Source organism: Lysinibacillus sp. FW301-JW8 (genome assembly GCF_058788755.1).
The window spans coordinates 1-19170 of the sequence record NZ_JBYTBB010000089.1 but is presented as its reverse complement, the minus strand read 5'-3'; the positions used below and the strand labels follow the sequence as shown (position 1 = coordinate 19170).

The 19170-nt window shown below is 36.2% G+C and carries 15 protein-coding genes and 1 tRNA gene; 6 read left to right on the top strand and 10 right to left on the bottom strand.

All coding sequences use genetic code 11. From position 1 onward, the window contains the following. Positions 1-151 precede the first annotated feature (151 nt). The 3 genes from AC3WOM_RS24205 to AC3WOM_RS24195 form a co-directional block, all read right to left on the bottom strand. Positions 152-219 (bottom strand) — tRNA-Ser (locus tag AC3WOM_RS24205). Between the two features lie 90 nt (positions 220-309). Next, positions 310-945: an RNA ligase family protein gene (locus AC3WOM_RS24200; protein ID WP_492448717.1), complete on the bottom strand. Its 636-nt coding sequence runs from the start codon at positions 943-945 to the stop codon at positions 310-312. Between the two features lie 24 nt (positions 946-969). After that, positions 970-1926 (bottom strand): AAA family ATPase, encoded by a 957-nt coding sequence (locus AC3WOM_RS24195; protein ID WP_492448716.1) that lies wholly within the window; start codon positions 1924-1926, stop codon positions 970-972. A 424-nt stretch (positions 1927-2350) separates the two neighbouring features. Between AC3WOM_RS24195 and helD the strand changes: the two genes are divergently transcribed. Then, positions 2351-4654: an RNA polymerase recycling motor HelD gene (gene helD / locus AC3WOM_RS24190; RefSeq protein WP_492448715.1), complete on the top strand. Its 2304-nt coding sequence runs from the start codon at positions 2351-2353 to the stop codon at positions 4652-4654. 44 nt (positions 4655-4698) lie between these two features. On the opposite strand, the gene AC3WOM_RS24185 is transcribed toward helD, so the two are convergent. The 5 genes from AC3WOM_RS24185 to AC3WOM_RS24165 form a co-directional block, all read right to left on the bottom strand. Then, on the bottom strand, positions 4699-5454 hold the full coding sequence (locus tag AC3WOM_RS24185) for an amino acid ABC transporter ATP-binding protein (RefSeq protein WP_283870123.1): 756 nt from the start codon (positions 5452-5454) through the stop codon (positions 4699-4701). Between the two features lie 13 nt (positions 5455-5467). Continuing rightward, the gene (locus AC3WOM_RS24180; RefSeq protein WP_427549656.1) at positions 5468-6169 is read right to left on the bottom strand and encodes an amino acid ABC transporter permease; all 702 of its coding nucleotides are present in this window, start codon (positions 6167-6169) and stop codon (positions 5468-5470) included. Positions 6170-6181: 12 nt separating this feature from the next. Further along, on the bottom strand, positions 6182-6889 hold the full coding sequence (locus tag AC3WOM_RS24175; protein ID WP_492448714.1) for an amino acid ABC transporter permease: 708 nt from the start codon (positions 6887-6889) through the stop codon (positions 6182-6184). Positions 6890-7047: 158 nt separating this feature from the next. Continuing rightward, positions 7048-7920, bottom strand: a complete 873-nt coding sequence (locus AC3WOM_RS24170; RefSeq protein WP_492448713.1) for a transporter substrate-binding domain-containing protein — start codon at positions 7918-7920, stop codon at positions 7048-7050. A gap of 34 nt (positions 7921-7954) precedes the next feature. Beyond that, positions 7955-9121 carry an acyl-CoA dehydrogenase family protein gene (locus AC3WOM_RS24165; RefSeq protein ID WP_492448712.1) on the bottom strand — a complete coding sequence of 389 codons (1167 nt, stop codon included), beginning with the start codon at positions 9119-9121 and terminating at the stop codon, positions 7955-7957. A 268-nt stretch (positions 9122-9389) separates the two neighbouring features. Between AC3WOM_RS24165 and AC3WOM_RS24160 the strand changes: the two genes are divergently transcribed. After that, positions 9390-10130, top strand: a complete 741-nt coding sequence (locus tag AC3WOM_RS24160; RefSeq protein ID WP_427549645.1) for a YybI family spore inner coat protein — start codon at positions 9390-9392, stop codon at positions 10128-10130. A gap of 74 nt (positions 10131-10204) precedes the next feature. Here the strand turns inward: AC3WOM_RS24160 and AC3WOM_RS24155 are convergent, their stop codons facing one another. Beyond that, the gene (locus tag AC3WOM_RS24155; RefSeq protein ID WP_427549643.1) at positions 10205-10579 is read right to left on the bottom strand and encodes a VOC family protein; all 375 of its coding nucleotides are present in this window, start codon (positions 10577-10579) and stop codon (positions 10205-10207) included. Between the two features lie 213 nt (positions 10580-10792). On the opposite strand from AC3WOM_RS24155, the gene AC3WOM_RS24150 reads away from it, so the two are divergent. Then, positions 10793-12742, top strand: a complete 1950-nt coding sequence (locus AC3WOM_RS24150) for a methyl-accepting chemotaxis protein (RefSeq protein WP_492448711.1) — start codon at positions 10793-10795, stop codon at positions 12740-12742. 320 nt (positions 12743-13062) lie between these two features. Then, positions 13063-15012, top strand: coding sequence for a methyl-accepting chemotaxis protein (locus tag AC3WOM_RS24145; protein WP_492448710.1), 1950 nt, complete (start codon positions 13063-13065; stop codon positions 15010-15012). 134 nt (positions 15013-15146) lie between these two features. On the opposite strand, the gene AC3WOM_RS24140 is transcribed toward AC3WOM_RS24145, so the two are convergent. Then, entirely contained in the window at positions 15147-15566 is a 420-nt protein-coding gene (locus AC3WOM_RS24140; protein ID WP_427549635.1) for a VOC family protein, read from the bottom strand. Positions 15567-15856: 290 nt separating this feature from the next. On the opposite strand from AC3WOM_RS24140, the gene guaC reads away from it, so the two are divergent. Continuing rightward, on the top strand, positions 15857-16840 hold the full coding sequence (guaC, locus tag AC3WOM_RS24135; RefSeq protein ID WP_492448709.1) for a GMP reductase: 984 nt from the start codon (positions 15857-15859) through the stop codon (positions 16838-16840). 485 nt (positions 16841-17325) lie between these two features. Further along, complete coding sequence (locus tag AC3WOM_RS24130) at positions 17326-19059, top strand: methyl-accepting chemotaxis protein (RefSeq protein WP_427549629.1); 1734 nt, start codon at positions 17326-17328, stop codon at positions 19057-19059. Positions 19060-19170: the final 111 nt, after the last annotated feature.

Here is a 19170-nt window from a genome sequence, read left to right as displayed (position 1 = left end):
CTCAGTCGGAACGGAGATCAACCCCTCGTTTTGAAAAAGGGCTATACTTTTTAATTTGTCACCTTGATTTCATTGACTTAATAGTATTTCAACAACATGAAAAATGAACTCTCGTTTGCTAAAGAGAGTTCATTTTTTATTTACATTTAAGTGAGGATGACAGGAATCGAACCTGTAAACCCTTTTCTATAGGGATATGCAACCCTTGCACACTTCCTCATAATATATAATTTTTGATTGATAGATTGATGTAGTATTACATTTTTCTCAGTCCTTTTTTAATAATTAGAAATCACAGTTAAATCAGGTTTATTTTAAACGATTAGGAATGACTTCTTCTTGTAACCAATGCTCACTTGTTTGAACATGATGCAGTCTGACAAATTTCCCTAAATTATATTGGAAATCGTCGTAATGAAATGAACCAGCATTTCTAATAACATACCCCTCTTGTTCACCATCAAACAGTGATATACCAGTAAATGTACGTTTTATTTTTTCTTCATCGAAAATCCCTCGATATAAAACAGGTGCGGTTTCAATACCTAACTCAGTGGCAGAGGCAACCGTCTCATCCCAGCTCAAACAAATATTCTCTTCATTCCAAATACTAAATAAATAAAAGTAGCTTGTTAACGCTTTATAATAAATGGAATGCTTGGCGTAAACATTTTCTCCACATAGACGCCAATCTTTTGGAATCCGATATGCAAAACTCGCGTGGAATGTTTTTATCCAATGTCTAGAGGGATGGTTGGCTGAATTGATACTTCTAGCATGCATATAATCTCTGTATAGGGTTGTGCCTTCCCCATCTAATTTTTCAGTGACAATCACTTCTTTTCCTATAAAATGATTCACGTTTTTAGCAACCTTATCATCATGGGTATAACTTCTACTCCAAGGTAAATGAAAGCTTCTTGGATATTTCTTTAATTTCGTCATATCTCCACTTCCTTTCTCTATTGTTTATTTGGCAAATTGATCTGCCTCACGGAAAAAATAAAGCCTTGTTAATAAATCGCCATCTAATAAATGATAAATTTGGCTTCCACCTCTATCGCCCCCATACTGTATTAACATATGGAACTGCACTAAATGTACAACCTTTAAAACGAAATCCTCTTCAAACCCCAACTCCAATAAAAAATGACAAACCATTTGGGCAGATACATTTTCATGCCCATAATAGCCATAACGTTGTTGCAATGGTTTATATTTTTTACAAAATGGCTTGCCGACATCATGAAACAATGCAGCTATTTGTAATGCCAATTTGTCGCTCTCCATATAGTATTCATTGATATACGCAAACACGAAATACGTATGCTGACATAATAAAAATTGATGGAATGGGTTTTCTTGATTGAATTGATAAATTTCTTTAAAAAGTGGAACTGATCGAAGTGTTTGAAAAAGCTCTTCATAAGTGGGTTGGCTTTGAATAAGTGAAATAAATTGTTGTCGAGAAATGTCATATGGACTTGATTCATGTACAATATGCACTACATCAAATCCTTCTCCTACTGTTGGGAATTCTAAATGCTTTCTCATTTTTTCCATCACCATCAATGGTACGTGCCGCTTCCGTTGTTGGTTTCTTGCTACACAACTTGAATAAGGTGTATCAAAGTAATAGCATTCCTTCTGAACTGCACTTGGTATTTTGCGTAGTGCAAACATCCTGCGCTCTCTTTCAATATTTGTGGCATCTACTATGACAGAAAAATCTTTTGCCACAAAATCATTAAGACGCTCATATAATGTGCGAAAGACTACACGTGATTTTTGCTTGGTTGCATCACCAAACAATTCCTGCCGTATAGCGTCACTTGAAAGAATAATTGCATTTTCGCTTATTGCTAGCTGTTTCACAAATGTACTTTTTCCACTCCTAGGCAACCCCACTGTAAAGATTACCTTCATCCTTTTCACCTCCCTTCAAATTTCTATATCGTGTTTTGTGCCGTATTCTTTAGGTATAGACACTATTAAATTTAACAATAATTGATTGTAATCAGTCATATTTTGTGGGGATATTACATAAAAAAGACTGCCCCACTTTTTGTAGAGCAGTCTATGTATATCAATATCTTATTACCTTACACAGTTATTGTATCATAAATTTACAAAAATTACTAGACTATACTTCTTTGCGAAGTAGATGTATGATAAATTTCCTGATTCAATCACCCTACTTTTTCCCTTGGGATAAATGAGTTTATATACTTAAAAAGGTGTTTGAACAACCATTTAATAAAGAATCACAATTACCTTCTTCTCACCATCTTTATAGGTGAGGGTCACTGCCGCAGGAAGAGAAAAATATGGAGAGGAATGTGAGTAAACGTTGGAAAATCAAAATGAATGGCTAGAAGAAAAACATCACCTTGAGCATAGTTTAAACCTCATTGATTACAAAAAAAACGAATTACTGCTTAAAGAAAAAGGATTCAAAGAAAATGCTGTCGCCCTGAAGAAAACTTTTTGGAACGATGTCAGAGTTAATTTAGATACTGCTGAGGATGTTGACGAAACCTTTTTTGCGATTAAGCAACAGGTAGAGCTTCTATCTGACTCAGAGCTTGCACAGCAGCGTGCAATTCGGAATGTAAAGGTTTATGAACGTTTACAACAGTCACCCTATTTTGCTCGTATTGATTTTTTACAAAATGGGCATCAAGATCCTTTAAAAATTTATATAGGTGTTGCCACATTATTGGACGAACAGGATGAAAATATAGTCATTTATGATTGGCGTGCACCTATATCGAGTATGTACTATGATTACACACCAGGTGAAGCCTCCTACGACTCAACAACAGAAGAAATCAGCGGTGAGATGCTACTAAAACGACAATTTATTATTAAAAATGGTCAGCTACAATCGATGTTTAATACCGGCCTTACCATTGGTGATGACTTATTGCTTGATATCCTTGCACAAAATGCAAACGAGCATATTCGTAGTATTGTCGCAACGATTCAAGCTGAACAAAATAAGATTATTCGCCATGTTCACTCACGATATCTCATCGTAGAAGGTGTTGCGGGTAGTGGCAAAACAGCTGTTGCTCTTCAGCGGGTAGCCTATCTATTGTATCGTTATCGCAATGAAATGACGGCCGATCAAATTTTACTGATCACACCTAATCAACTTTTTAATCAATATATCCATACGGTCTTACCTGATTTAGGTGAAGACAATATGCAGCAATTGACGTTTATTGAGTATGCTGAAAAACGTTTAGGTCGACAGTTCCAATTAGAATATCCTTATGAGCAACTTGAAGATCTTTTAACAGAAAAGAATGACGCTCATTATCAAACAAAATTAAGTACTATTTCTTTTAAAGCGAGCCCTGCTTACAAACTATTAATGGATCAATATGTAAGCTATTTATCAAAAAAAGGCTTACTATTTAAAAATATTGTTTTTCGTGGAGAACGAATTATTACTGCCCAAGCAATTACGGAATACTTCTATTCTTTCCCTTTCTCAATGTCGATACCTGATCGCCTGCAATTAGTGAAAGAATGGTTATTGCAGCAACTAACGAAATTTGAAAGGGATGAACGTAGAAAGGAATGGGTGGAAGAAGAGGCAGAGCTATTAGACAAGGAGGACTACTCCAAATCCTACAAGGAACTTTTATATGAAGGACGCTATACAGAAAACTCTTTCGATGATTTTGATCAAGAACGCAGAAAATTAGCGAGACAAATTGTAAAAAAACACTTTAAACCATTACGCAACTCCGTTCATCAGTTAAAGTTTGTTCAGATATTAGGTACGTATCGCCAACTTTTTGATCTGAATAGTCCCATTCATAAAGAATTACAGCACCTTATGCCAGACAATTGGGAGGATATTTGCCAGCAAACACTCCCTAATTTAGCAAAACGTCTGATTGCCTATGAGGATGCAGCACCATTTTTATATTTACAGGACAAAATTGAAGGACAACAAACAAATATGATGATCCGTCATGTTTTGATTGACGAAGCACAAGATTATTCGCCATTCCAATTAATTGTTTTACAGCAGCTATTCCCAAAAGCACGTATGACAATTTTAGGAGATGGACATCAAACGATTCATCCGCATACCTTTGATAATCCTTCACTGCTTGATCCTCAATTATATGGCGAGCAGGCAGAAAAAATGATTTTAACGAAAAGCTATCGTTCCACAAAGCAAATCATCCAACTCACTGCCAATATTTTAAATGATGGTAGTGAAGTAGAGGCATTTAACCGAAATGGTCCAGAGCCATCGATTACTATTGTACCGAATGAATTGGATTTAACTGAACAAATTATCCAAAACATCAACAATCTATCTACCAAATTTGAAACCATTGCTGTTATTTGTAAAACTGCAGCTGAATGCTCTGCTGTTTATGAGCAATTAAGCAATCAAGTAGATATTCAACTGATTAACCACAATACCAAGCAATTTAAAAAAGGTATATTATTACTGCCAGCCTATATGGCAAAAGGTATCGAATTCGATGCAGTTCTTATCTATAATGCATCTGCTGCTAATTACTCAAGAGAAAACGAACGTAACTATTTTTATACAGCCTGCACGAGAGCTATGCATGAGTTGCACATTTATTCCATTAACAAATTAACATATTTCCTACAATAATAGGCAACAGGAGAATCTGTAAAGTACAGATCCTCCTGTTATTTTTATATATAGAATGTATAGTCTTCTGGAATAACACGTTTTAGGAATTTTTTTGTCCGCTCTTCTTTTGGATTCACAAATATATCATGCGGGCTTCCTTCCTCTACAACGACTCCACCATCCATAAATATTACTCGATTAGCTACATCCTTAGCAAAGCCCATTTCATGTGTGACAACAAGCATCGTTGTACCTTCAGCTGCTATGTTTTTCATGACCTGTAGTACCTCACCGACTAACTCTGGATCGAGTGCAGAGGTTGGTTCATCAAATAAAATAATATCTGGATTTAATGCCACTGCTCGTGCGATCCCAACTCGTTGCTGTTGACCTCCAGATAACTGACTTGGATAGGCATCATACTTTTCCGAAAGTCCTACTTTATCAAGTGCCTTCTTGCCAATCTCAATTGCCTGTGCTTTCGGTACCTTTCGACCAATGATAAGACCTTCTGTAACGTTTTCGAGTGCCGTTTTATTAGTGAAGAGATTGTAGTTTTGAAAGACAAATGCTACACGTTGTCGAATTGCATGTACGTCTTTTTTCTTTACATGTTGAAAATCGACTTGAATATCTCCAAATGTTGCATGTCCCTGATCAGCATTTTCTAAAAAGTTTATGCATCGTAATAAGGTTGTTTTTCCTGAACCGCTGGGACCTAAAATAACAACAACATCACCTTTATCAATGGCTAAATCAACACCCTTTAAAATTTCATTATTACCAAATGATTTATGGATATTTTTAATCTCTAACATGCTTAATCACCCCTTAGGCATTTGCCGCTTTAAATTTACTTAAATGCTTTTCATAACGTTTAAAGAGAAATTCAACGGTACTACATAAAATTAAGTACACAATGAAAATATCAATATATGCTTCTACATAATTGTAACCAACATTTGCTGCTACCTTAGCCTTCAAAGTGATTTCAGGCAAGGACATTGCATAACCTAAAGATGTCGCTTTAATGAGATTAACAGTAGCCGTACAAATATTTGGCATAGCCACTACTAAAGCTTGAGGAATAATTATTCTGCGGTAAGCCTGGAATGTTGTTAAGCCCGTTGCATGTGCTGCCTCTAGCTGGCCTTTTTCAATCGTACTTAAGGCAGAACGAAATACCTCAATTAAAATAGCTGTTGTACTAAATGCAAAAACAATAAATGCATACCAAATAGGATTGATTTTATAAATATCATAGCTAATATTGTATTTTTCAAAAATAATCTTTAGCATTAACGGAATGCTACTATACATAATAAAAATTTGAATAATTATGGGTGTTCCTCTAACAAAGGAAACATAGATCTTTGCTAAATGATGAATAACTGGAATTTTATTAATACGTGTTAATGCCAGTAAAAAACCAAGTGGCAAAGCAACGAGCAACGCAACAATGGTTACAAGGAGTGCAATAGGAACACCTGACAATGCTACAAAAAATGTTTCAAGTAAAAATTGATAATTCATGGCTTCCACTCCTTACGTTGTTTCTAATGTCTTTTTCCCTTTGCCAAAAAACTTTTCCAGCATAGCAAAGAACTTTTCAATAATAATTGAAAGCACCCAATAAACAATGGCCAATGCAATGTATATCTCTAATGCATGTGCATTAATATTACTTGCGATAATTAAGTTTGCCTTTCCAACAATGTCAATTAAACCAATCGTATAAGCAAGTGCCCCCTCCTGTAATAACGCAATCATGCCGTTCCCAAAGTTCGGTAAGGCAACAACAAGTGCTTGGGGGAAAATAATACGTCGATAGGCTTGAATTGGCGTTAATCCTACACTAACAGCTGCTTCAAATTGACCTTTAGGAATAGCTAAATATGCAGAACGTATCACTTCTGACATAATTGCTGCGAACTGCAACGTAAATGTCACAACAACAAAAATAGCTGTTTCAATCGAATGCAGATTTAAGCCAACGTTTTCTGCTAATGCTGGTACACCATAGTAGACAAGGAATAATAGAACAATTGATGGTGTACAACGCATAATTGTTGTATATAAATTCGCTATTTTTTGTAATAATTTCACAGAGCTTAACTTTGCAGCCGCTAATAATAAGCCAAATATTGTGCCTAATATAATGGAGGAACCTGCTACTAAAAAGGTCACCTTTAAAAAGGGCAATAATACAGGGATTGAATTCCAAATGTATGATGCATCAAAATACTTTTCCATTTCCTCACCAACTTTTATAAATATCAGGATTACAGCATAGTAATATTTCTCTTTGTATGAATAAAGACTGCTGAGTATACTGACTCAACAGCCTTTTATTCGGTAGTAGCAGCTGCTAACACTTTCTCTTCAGAAGAGGAATCATTAATTACCGCCTATTAACGGTTCACTTTTTCTAACACTTCAAATAAATCTCGTCCGTAAAACTTCGTGCTTAACTCATTTGTTTTCTTTTGCTCTTTAATCTGTGCTATAGCTTTATCATAAGCATCTGCAAATTCTTGTTCTTTTTTATTAAACAATGGCCATGTTTTAATAACAGCAAATTCGTTGTAAACTACATCATCTTTTAAGTTATTATAAGGACCATCCTCTGCTAAAACTTGTTGCTTAAATGGACCCTCAATCATAACTCCGCCATCTACACGTTTTTCATTTACCCATTGCACAACATCAACCGTAAATGCATCTCCAGCCTGTAATTTTACTTGATTGTCAGGATGAGCCGTGTTGTACTCATCAATAATCGTATACTGGGCATTATTCGCAGCAATCGGTGCTAATGAATAACCCTTATTCGCGAAATCTTCTAATGTTTTTATACCTTCATCTTCTTTTCGTAATACTAAACCAGCACTACTTAATCCTAAAAATTCTTTCGGGAAAATAAACTTTTCTGTACGTTCCTGGGTAAAGAATGCATTTTTAACCCCTACTTGATATTTCCCTTGCTCTACACCAATCAGTAAATCATCGCTTGTTGTTCCTACATATTCAAACTTATATTCAGGTAATAATTCATCCACTAGCTTCATCACTTCAACATCGTAGCCTGTTGGATTCCCTTTATCATCTATATAACTAATTGGCTTAGTAGCCTGATCAAAAGCGACCTTTACTGTACGTACTTTTGCGCCATCATCATCCGATCCTTTATCTGATGATTCCTCAGAATTACAGCCTGCTAAAATAGCAAGTGAAGCCAATCCTATTGCCGCGAATTTAAAAATCTTGTTCTTTTGCTTAAACATATGTCATTTCTCCTTATTCTCAATGATTTTATCATTAATTTTCTTTCGATTTTTGCTGTTCAATTGCAGCCGTAGCAAGCTTAATAATGGTCATATCATCCATTGGAGGATTATGCAGACCAGCACGAACGTTTCGATAATAGCGTTGCAATGGATTTGTTAGCTGTAAGCTTTTTGCACCCACAACTCGCATTGCTTTATCTACAATATCAATCGCCAAATTTGTTACGGTATGCTTAGCAACAGCCATTTCGTTTGTTAAAAATTCACGTCTTGCTGGATCATCATAAGCCTCAGCTATGCCGTATAGTACATAGCGTGCCTGATGTAGCTTTAATTCAATATCACCTAGAAGCTGCTGGACATTGGGTAAAGTACTGATTGGGGCATTCAGGCTATTCGGTTGATGATGATTGGCAAAATGCAGTGCATAGTCACGCGCCGCCTGTGCAATCCCTAGGTAAGTTGCTGGAATATGTAGAATCCACCCATTTATTTTGCCACCACTAGGATGACTAGGTAATTCTACTAAGTAATTACTAGGAACAACTACATCAGTTAGTACTAAATCATGACTACTTGTACCTCGCATTGCAGACATCTCCCAGTTTTCTTCAATGGAGAGCCCTTCCACATCTTTATGAATCAAGAAGAAACCAACTTGATTTTTTTCCTCAATCCATGCTGATGTTAAAAAATAATCGAGCACTGGAGAGGCTGTTGTAAAAATTTTACGCCCATTCAAAAGCCATCCTCGTTCTGTTGAAATAGCATTTGTCCCAGGTCGCCCTCCACGTGTTGGACTCCCAGTTGCTGCTTCACTAACAGCTCGATTGATAATCGCACCATTTTTTATTTCTGGTGCAAATAAATGTAGTGCATCATCCGCCCATAATTTTGTCTCATATATTTCACCTACAACACCAAGTGTCCAACCTAATGAGAGGGAAGCATTTTCATCATAGCTTGCTAGCGTTTCTTGAATGAGTACCATATCATAAACTGATAAACCCTCACCGCCAAATTCCTTCGGTAAAGTTAGTCTCGGGTAACCAATTTGCAGAAGTAATCTATGTGCTTCGAATGGAAAGCGAGATTGTTCATCAACCTCTTTAGCCTCTGCTTTGATCGGCTCCGCAATAGATGCCAATTGATCTAGCCAATACTTTTGTTGTGCTGTTTTAATAAATAAATCCTTCAAGAAAATCTCCTTCTTCCCAAATTATATAAAACATATATATTTACTAAGAATTAACTTTTTAAAAAAATCTCTAACTACTTTTTAGTAGCGAGATTTATATCGGTACTGAATTTTCTGATTCGTTGACATTTATAATACTTTTCACACTGAAAAATGTCAATGGGTTAAATACAAGTTTTTTTGTAAGCTTTATTGGCTTTCTTCTGCTAATTTTTATTCACCAAGCTTTTTTTACAACATATGCTAGATGATAGAAAGAGGTGTATGTATGACGAATAATATGAATCCATCTTTAGGTAATATCGCCATGACACATGTAATTCCTGAAGTTATTCAAACAAAATTTGGCGATATTAATGGAGATGGCAATTTAGAAACAGTTCTTTTAATAGGAACTAAAACCCCAGATAGCCCCTTGTGGAGAAATCTAACTTTGGGCATATATTACGGGCAAACACAAAAATTTGAAAAAGTAATGCTAAAACAAAATATTGGCTATAATCCAACTATATTTCTAGGTGATTTCACTGGTAATCATCATGATGATATTCTAGCTATTTCTGACACTGGAGGCAGTGGAGGTATTATCAATGGTGAAATCTTTGCCTCAATAAACGGGCAAATTCGCTCTATTTTTGATACCGAATCTTTTACTAATAAATATACAGTCAATTATCAAGATCAGTACAAAGTGGCTGTTCGTAGCGCGGATCCTAAAAAGCAGTATATTATCGATTTACAGTACAAGGGACCTGAGTATTTAGCAGAGATTTATAATAAAGATGGCACACTAAAGCAACCAATTGAGGGATGGGTTGATCCAATTGGCGGGTTGTATCCCGTGGATTATGAACGTGATGGAATATACGAAGTTTTGGCATATCAGGCTATCGCAGGTAGATATCATGCTGATGGATTAGGCTATGTAGAGAATATACTCAAGTGGGATGGCAAGAAATTTATAGTGGATCGCCAAACGGTATCGATTTTTGGTGAGGACTTAAAATAAATTTTCTACTATAACTTAAAACGAGAATTTACTCAAAAAATTCTCGTTTTAGAGATAGTAGCCGCAACCGTAATTTATTTTTCAACTAATGCGAAATAATTATCTTCGTGATCAGCAAAATTAAATACTCTCCCCATTGGCAACATTACTAAATCCCCTACTTTAACGCCCTTTTCCTGAAAATCCTGATATAGATTTTCTATATGATCAGCGTAAAACATAATCGAAGGAGTCCCTAAATTTAATTCAGGCTGCATTTTAGCAATAATTTCCTTGTTGTGGAGAACGAAAGTCGTTTGAACGTCTTTCGTTGGAGCAATTTCAATTGTTCGTGTTCCTTCCTCTTCTCGTTCATCAACTACCACAAAGCCGATTTTTTCTGTCCAAAACTTAACGGCTGCATCCTGGTCATTTACATACAACATGACTTGTCCAATATGTTTAATCATGAACAATTCCCTCCTCTTTTGAACATTAGTATACAACAACTGTAAACTTTCTATGTTCACCCATGAGTAATATTACTGTAAACATTCTAATAAAAAAGCATTTAGGACAAAACGCTTAACTTTTCATTTATTTTTGATAAAATAGTCTAGTTAATCTATTCTTTACCTATTGCGGAAAAGTATACAACTATAATATAAGTGAGGATAATTTAAGTGAAACAACTAAGTATAAGGAAAAAGCTCATTTTTTCATTTTTAGCAATGCTTCTCGTCCCAACACTATTAATTGGCATTATTTCATACCAGAGTGCCGAACAACAGATTTTAAAAGAACAACAAGCAAGCACAGCCGAGAGTGTACGCATGCTTAATACAAATATTACAAACACCATTGATCCAAAAATAAAAGATATCCAATACTTCTCCAATAAGCTGCATCAATCCTATATACAAGAAGATAAAGTACCAGAACTAAAATCGCTTTTTCAGGAATATATCAATATGCATCCTGAGGTAGAGCTCATTTATCTAGGAACTGCAGATGGTAGGTTATTAGATGAACCTATGCAAGTATATCCGGACGATTTTGATCCACGTACGAGATCATGGTACAAGCAGGCGCTAGAAAATAAAAACCAAGTGTCCATCACTGCACCATATATTTCCCAGGCTACAGGCGAAACTGTCATAACTATTACACAAGCTTTACCAGACAGCTCTGGCGTCATGGCATTAGATTTAAACATTTCTACCCTCAGTACTATTACAAATGATATACGCATTGGGGAAACTGGTTTTGCTTCCCTTTTAGACAGCCATAAAATATATATCGCCGACCAAGAGAAAGAAAGTGGCTCTGAGGCAACTGAAAGCTATATCAAAAAAATATACGAGCAAGATCATGGAACAGTTATAGAATCAAACAAACAACTACAATTTGTTACTAATAAGATAACAGGATGGAAAATTGTTGGTACCATGTTTACTGCTGAGGCCTCTAAGGCTGCCGCTTCAACCTTTAATTTGAATTTAGTAATCATTGCTGTTTCAATAATTATTGGTATTATCTTTATGCTTTATATGATAAAGTCCATAGTTTATCCGATTAATCGACTAAAACAAAGTGCTGTAAAGATTAGTGAAGGTGATTTAACTGAGTTTATTGATATTCATTCTAAAGATGAGATTGGACAACTTGGAGAAGCCTTTGTCTCTATGAAGGTGAGTTTAAAATCTTTAATACGCAATGTCGATCAAAGCTCTCAGCATGTACAAGCTTCTGCACAGGGTTTATCGGCCAATGCAGAGCAAAATATTGCTGCTTCTGAGCAGGTGACAGAAGCGATGCAGCAAGTGGCTATCAGTACAGAAAAACAAACAACAGGAATTGACCAGAACGCAATATCAGTGGAGGAAATTGCTAAGGGAGTGGTTGAGGTCGCTGATAGCTCTATGCAAGTATCAGATCTCTCTAGCTATGCCATTCAATTGGCAGAGGAAGGCGGTCATGCCGTAGAGCAAACAGTTCAGCAAATGCATTCCATTCATGAATCAGTAACACTATCAGATAAGATGATAAAATCACTTTATGACCGAACAAAAGAAATTGGCTCTATATTAGAAATTATTAGTGCGATTTCCGATCAAACAAATCTTCTTGCCTTAAACGCTGCTATCGAGGCTGCCCGAGCAGGAGAACATGGAAAAGGGTTTGCCGTAGTTGCAGATGAAGTTCGAAAATTAGCAGAACAATCACAGCATTCAGCGAAACAAGTTTCTGAGCTAATTACAGGTATTCAGCAAGAGACTGCCAAATCTGTACAAACAATGATAAAGGCATCTACTGATGTGCAAGATGGCTTACAGCTTACAGATGACTCAAGTAAAAAGTTTGCAAATATTATTGCCAGCTTGCGGGAAATGGCTCCAAAGATGGAGGATATATCTGCCTCTGCACAGGAAATGTCCGCAGTGGTTGAAGAAGTCTCTGCAACAGCTATTGAGCTAACAGATCACGCTAAATTAAATGCTGCTGCATCTGAAGAAGTGGCTGCATCTACAGAGCAAACATTATCCTCAATGCAAGATATGGCTTCTGCTGCTAAAACACTACTTGATATGGCTGATGAGTTACAGGGCTATGTACGTCGTTTTAAATATTAATGATTCATAAATCTGAGCTCAACATACGATTGAGCTCGGTTTTTTTATTTTGGTATAGCTAAAAATTATCCACACCAAAACTAAGATTCCAATTTTCTGACACTTTAGATAATTGTATTGATTTAAACTCATTTTACTTTTAGAATCAGATTAAAACATTTGAACTATGATAAAGCGGTTTAGTAGTGGAAATAAATTAGTAAATTCCATTATATTACATACAATTTTATGTTTTTCTGATAAAATAAGACAAATAGCATTTTATCTTCGGTAGTTCAATTTATTCATATATTAATAATGTCATAAGGGGGAATATATCTATGAAACGTATCAGCTTACGAAAAAAACTAATATTTGCATTTTTAGCCATTCTTCTTGTTCCAACTTTATTAATCGGATACACCTCCTTCAAAAGTACAAAAAGCCAAATTCTCAAGGAGCAACAAGCAAGTGCAACAGAAAGTGTACGCATGCTCAATACGAATATTACAAATACGTTTGCTCCTAAAGTATCGGATATCGAATACTTTGCAAAAAAAGTGGATCAGACTTATTTATCCGGAGAGAAAAACAATGAATTAAAAGGTCTTTTCCAAGAATATATAAATACACACCCAGAGGTTGAATTGCTTTATATAGGTACTGCAGAGGGCAGAATAATTGATGAGCCTGTTCACGAGTATGAAAGTGATTATGATCCACGTGAACGACCTTGGTATAAAGAAGCCGTTGCTAACAAAGGACAAGTTACTATTACTTCACCCTATATATCAAAATCAACAAATAACATGGTTGTTTCAGTAATGCAGACTCTGCCAGATGGTTCTGGGGTAATTGCCTTAGATTTCAATATCTCTGTGCTAGGTGCTATTACAGAAGAAGCTAGTATCGGGGAAACTGGATTCGCTTCCCTAATAGATAAGGATAAGCTATATGTCTCTCAACGAGATAAAGAGAGCGGTTCTGAAGCAACAGAAAGCTATATTTCGAAGGTTTATGAGCAAGAGAAAGGTACAATTATCGAAAATGACCGTCACTTGCAATTTATTACAAATGAACTGACTGGCTGGAAGGTCATTGGCACAATGTTTACGGCAGAGGCTACAAATGCAGCTTCTTCGACTTTTAAAACTATTTTAGTGATTACTCTCTTTTCAATTATTATAGGTCTAATTTTTATGCTTTACATGATCAAATCAATTGTTCAGCCGCTTAAGCTCCTTCAAAATAGTGCATTAAAAATTAGTGATGGCGATTTAACTGAGTACATTGAAGTCCACTCTAAGGACGAGATTGGTCAATTAGGTGAAGCCTTCATATCCATGAAGGTAAACTTAAAAAAATTAATTCGCAATGTCAATCAAAGTGCGGAGCATGTTCAAAAATCAGCACAAGATTTATCTGCCAATGCGGAGCAAAATATTGCTGCCTCAGAGCAGGTGACGGAAGCGATGCAGCAAGTGGCTATTAGTACAGAAAAACAAACAACGAGTATTGATCAAAATGCAATTTCTATTGAGGAAATAGCTAAGGGAGTTGTTGAGGTTGCTGATAGCTCTATGCAGGTTTTAGACCTTTCTAGCCATGCAATCAATTTGGCTGAAGAAGGTGGTCAATCGGTACACCAAACGGTTAACCAAATGATTTCTATACATGAATCTGTTGCCCAATCAGATTCCATGATTAAAACACTCTATGATCGAACAAAGGAAATTGGCTCTATTATTGAAATTATTAGTGCAATTTCAGATCAAACCAACCTACTTGCATTGAACGCAGCTATTGAGGCAGCACGTGCAGGAGAACACGGGAAAGGCTTTGCAGTAGTTGCCGATGAAGTTCGAAAATTAGCGGAACAATCCCATCAATCAGCAGAGCAAATTTCTACACTAATTACTGGTATTCAACAGGACACAGCTAACTCTGTTCAAACCATGACGAAGGCAACCGCAGATGTTCAAGATGGTCTAAAGCTTTCAGAAGACACAAGTAACAAATTTGAAAGTATTATCGCGAGTCTAAGAAGTATTGCACCAAAAATGGAGGATATCTCTGCATCTACGCAGCAAATGTCTGCAGTAGTCGAAGAAGTTTCTGCTACAGCAATTGAGCTTTCTGATCATGCTAAGCTAAATGCAGCCGCGTCTGAGGAAGTCGCTGCTTCTACTGAGCAAACACTATCCTCCATGCAGGACATCGCCTTCGCTGCAAAAGCACTTCTCGATATGGCTGATGAGCTTCAAGGCTTTGTCAACGAATTTAAATATTAATAATTAGGGGCTTTTAACCAAAAACGAATAAAAACGAAAGGCAGAAACGTTTTTCAATCAACGTTTCTGCCTTTTCAATTTCATGTGATTTTACGCTAAAAGGGAATTATGAAAACCCCTTCCCAATTTTATCACTATTTATTTTCCTCATGACTAAATTGCCATTCAATCCCAAATTTATCTATAAGTGAGCCATAACACTTACTCCAGAAAGTTTCTTGTAGCTCCATACTTACCTTGCCACCATCCTTCAGATTATCAAATGCTTTACGCATCTTCTCTTCATCACCTGAAACAATAGCCAATGTAACATTGTTTCCTTTTGTGAATGGTGATCCTGGGAATGTATCTGAGAACATTACTGTACTATCAAAGATCGAAAGTCGTGTATGCATGACAAGATCTTTTGCTTCCTCTGGTAATTGATAATTCGGATCTTGCGGTGAATCTCCAAAGGTCATAATTTCAGGCTTGTCTGTATTAAAAGCCTTCTCATAAAACGATACAGCCTCCCGACAATTTCCATTAAAAATTAAATACACTTCTACTGCCATCTCCAACACTCCTTTGTCATTTTCTGAAACAATTCTATTGTACATGGGTACCAAATGCTATGACAAATTTTAAATAAAATTGCTTCTTTATAGAACATCAATACTGCATTTTTACCCATATTTTATTTCATACTATACCCAAAATAGCTTTGCTTCCTCCACTTATTCCACTGTTTTTCTATTTATTAAGATAAAAGCTTTGACATTTACTTAAAAATCATGTAAATTACCAAATGGCGAACAATTTAAAATAATTCTTTAAAAATATTCGTATTTTAGGAGTGTATATAATGGATAACGTATTTGACTATGAGGATATTCAATTAATTCCCGCAAAATGTATTGTAGAAAGCCGCTCTGAGTGTGATACATCTGTTACTTTAGGTGGGCATACATTCAAACTTCCAGTGGTTCCGGCAAACATGCAAACAATTATCGACGAAAGTCTTGCTATAAAGCTTGCTGAAAACGGTTACTTTTATATCATGCATCGATTCAACCCTGAAACTCGTGCTGATTTTATTAAGGATATGCAAACACGCGGACTCATCGCATCTATTAGTGTTGGAGTAAAAGACGAAGAATATTCATTTATAGAAGAGTTAGCTGCTATTAGCCTAGTTCCCGATTTTATTACAATTGACATTGCTCATGGTCATTCTAATGCTGTCATTCGTATGATTCAACACATCAAAAAATACTTACCTAATAGTTTTGTCATTGCTGGTAATGTGGGTACACCTGAAGCTGTACGTGAATTAGAAAATGCTGGTGCAGATGCTACGAAAGTTGGTATAGGGCCTGGTAAAGTATGTATTACTAAAATTAAAACAGGCTTTGGTACAGGAGGCTGGCAGTTAGCTGCATTACGCTGGTGCGCGAAAGCTGCTACAAAGCCAATTATTGCAGATGGAGGAATCCGTACACATGGGGATATTGCAAAATCAGTTCGCTTTGGCGCATCCATGGTTATGATTGGATCATTATTTGCTGGTCATGAAGAGTCACCTGGTGAAACAATCGAAATTGACGGTAAAATTGTCAAAGAATACTTCGGTTCTGCATCCGAATTTCAAAAAGGCGAACGCAAAAATGTAGAGGGCAAAAAAATGTACGTTGAACACAAGGGCAGTATCAAGGATACATTAATTGAAATGCAGCAAGATCTTCAATCCTCTATTTCCTATGCAGGTGGCAACAAGTTAGATGCTATTCGAAATGTAGATTATGTTATTGTAAAAAACTCAATTTTTAACGGCGATAAAGTATATTAATATTGCTAAAAACCCAAACAAGAGTGTTCGTTCTTGTTTGGGTTTTCGTTATATAGTGCCTCTTAGCTATACTGGATTCCCATTATTGCCTGAGCAATAATGGAGGATACCAGAGCATTTTTTCTGGGGAGCCGAGCAAGTTCACTCCTCACCTGAGCGATTCTCATGAGGACCCGAGCTGGTTCACTCCTCACCTGAGCGATTTTTCAAGAGTCCTGAGCATTCATGACCCTCTTCTAAGCAGTTCTCAGGGTTATCCAAACACTTTTATCTCACGCTTAGCAAGTGCTCAAGCTTTTACTGTAATCTATCCTATTAGAAGCTACAATCCCCTATTCATCATAAAAGAATATAATATTGCCCTTATTTTGAAATATCATCGTTTAATTTTTGGAATTTTCTATTTTATTGAAATCCTTTGTATTATAATTACATTAAGGATTAGTAATGCTTTGTATAAGTAGACAGGAACGGAGGTTGTGCCTATGATGAAGTCAGTCCGTAACAAACTTGTCACATTAGCCATTATCGTCATTTTGATTCCTACAACTTTAGTTGGTATGGTAAATTACTTTGTGGCAAAAAGTGAAATTGATGAGGTAGGTAGACAAAGTCTAAAGAATGGGACATTGGGGATACTCGAATTAATAGCTCAATTAGATGAGCAGGTTCAACAAGGGACGTTAACATTAGACGAAGCTCAGGAGCATGCTAGGACACAAATAGTCGGCAAGAAAACAGAAGATAATAAAAGATCTATTGATAACCCTATTAAATACGGTGAAAATTTCTATTTTTATGCCTTTAAAGCTGATGGAACAGTAGAAAGTCACCCATCCCTCGAAGGACAAAATATCTCAGATTTACAGACAACAGATGGTCGTTATTTTGTACGTGAAATGATTGATGAGGCTGAGGCAGGTGGAGGGTATGTTCGTTATGACTGGGCATTGCCATCAAACCCTGATATTGTTGCTCCTAAAATTACTTATGTAGCGACAGACAAGCATTGGGGATGGATTATTGCTGCCGGTACTTATGAAATGGATTTTAATGCAGGTACTAAAAATGTCCTTTACTACACAGTTGTTATGACTATCTTTGCAACAATCATCGGTGTTGCCCTATATTGGTTCTTCTCTGGTAGAATGACTTCATACATACGCCGAATTATGGTGATGACATCTGATATTGCTAAAGGAAAATTAACAGGCGAGGATATTCCTATAACTACACAGGATGAATTAGGGATTCTGGCTAGCAATGTGAATAATATGAAATATAGCTTAAATGAAATGGTTGATAACACGAAAGACAGTGCAGGTAAAATGAGGATTTCCTCAGAAATGCTTAGCGCCATTACAGAAGAAACAACCGCTTCTGCAGATGAAATCCACCAGGCTATTACTGAAATATCTAATGGAGCTGTCATTCAAGCGGAAGAGGCTGAAATGGCCATAAGCAAGGTTGAAAAATTGTCTTCTCTTATTTCAAATGCAACTGAAAAATATGCTGAAATTACTGAGGATATGAATAACATAAATAACTCACAGGAAAATGGCAGACAAAAGGTAGAAGTATTACAGCAAAATTCTCATGAATTTACACAAGTCATTGAAGAATTGCGATCAAACTTCTCAAGCTTAACAGGACAAATGGAAGAAATTCATAATGTTGTACAAACGATTACCTCCATCTCTGAACAGACAAATCTTTTAGCCTTAAATGCGAGTATAGAAGCAGCACGAGCAGGTGAACATGGAAAAGGTTTTGCAGTGGTAGCAGAAGAAGTTCGCAATTTATCCGAGGATACAAATGAGGCTACTAATCGTGTTAGGAATTTATTAAAACGTATCGAAATCGATACTGCTAGTTCAGACTCTAAGATGATGCACACACTTCAGCTTTCACAGGGACAGGTCTCATCAATAAGCGAAGTAAAAAATGCATTTACATTGTTAGCTGATTCCATCCATGGCATTACAGCACATCTTGTATCCCTTGATCAGGGTATGAGTGAAATGGCAGAAAACCGTTTAATTGTCATTAATGCTATTAATGAAATAGCAAGTGTGGCTACTGAATCCGCAGCGGCAACTGAGCAAATCAATGCTTCCATTGATGAACAGAAATCAGCGGTCACATCTATTATGCATTCCTCAGTGGAGCTCCACACAGAAGCAGAACGTATGCACGAATTAGTAGATCGTTTTACATGATATTAAAATCCCCTATAGTCTAAGCTATAGGGGATTTTCATGTTGTTGAAATACTATTATGTCAATGACATCAAGGTGACAAATTAAAAAGTATAGCCCTTTTTCAAAACG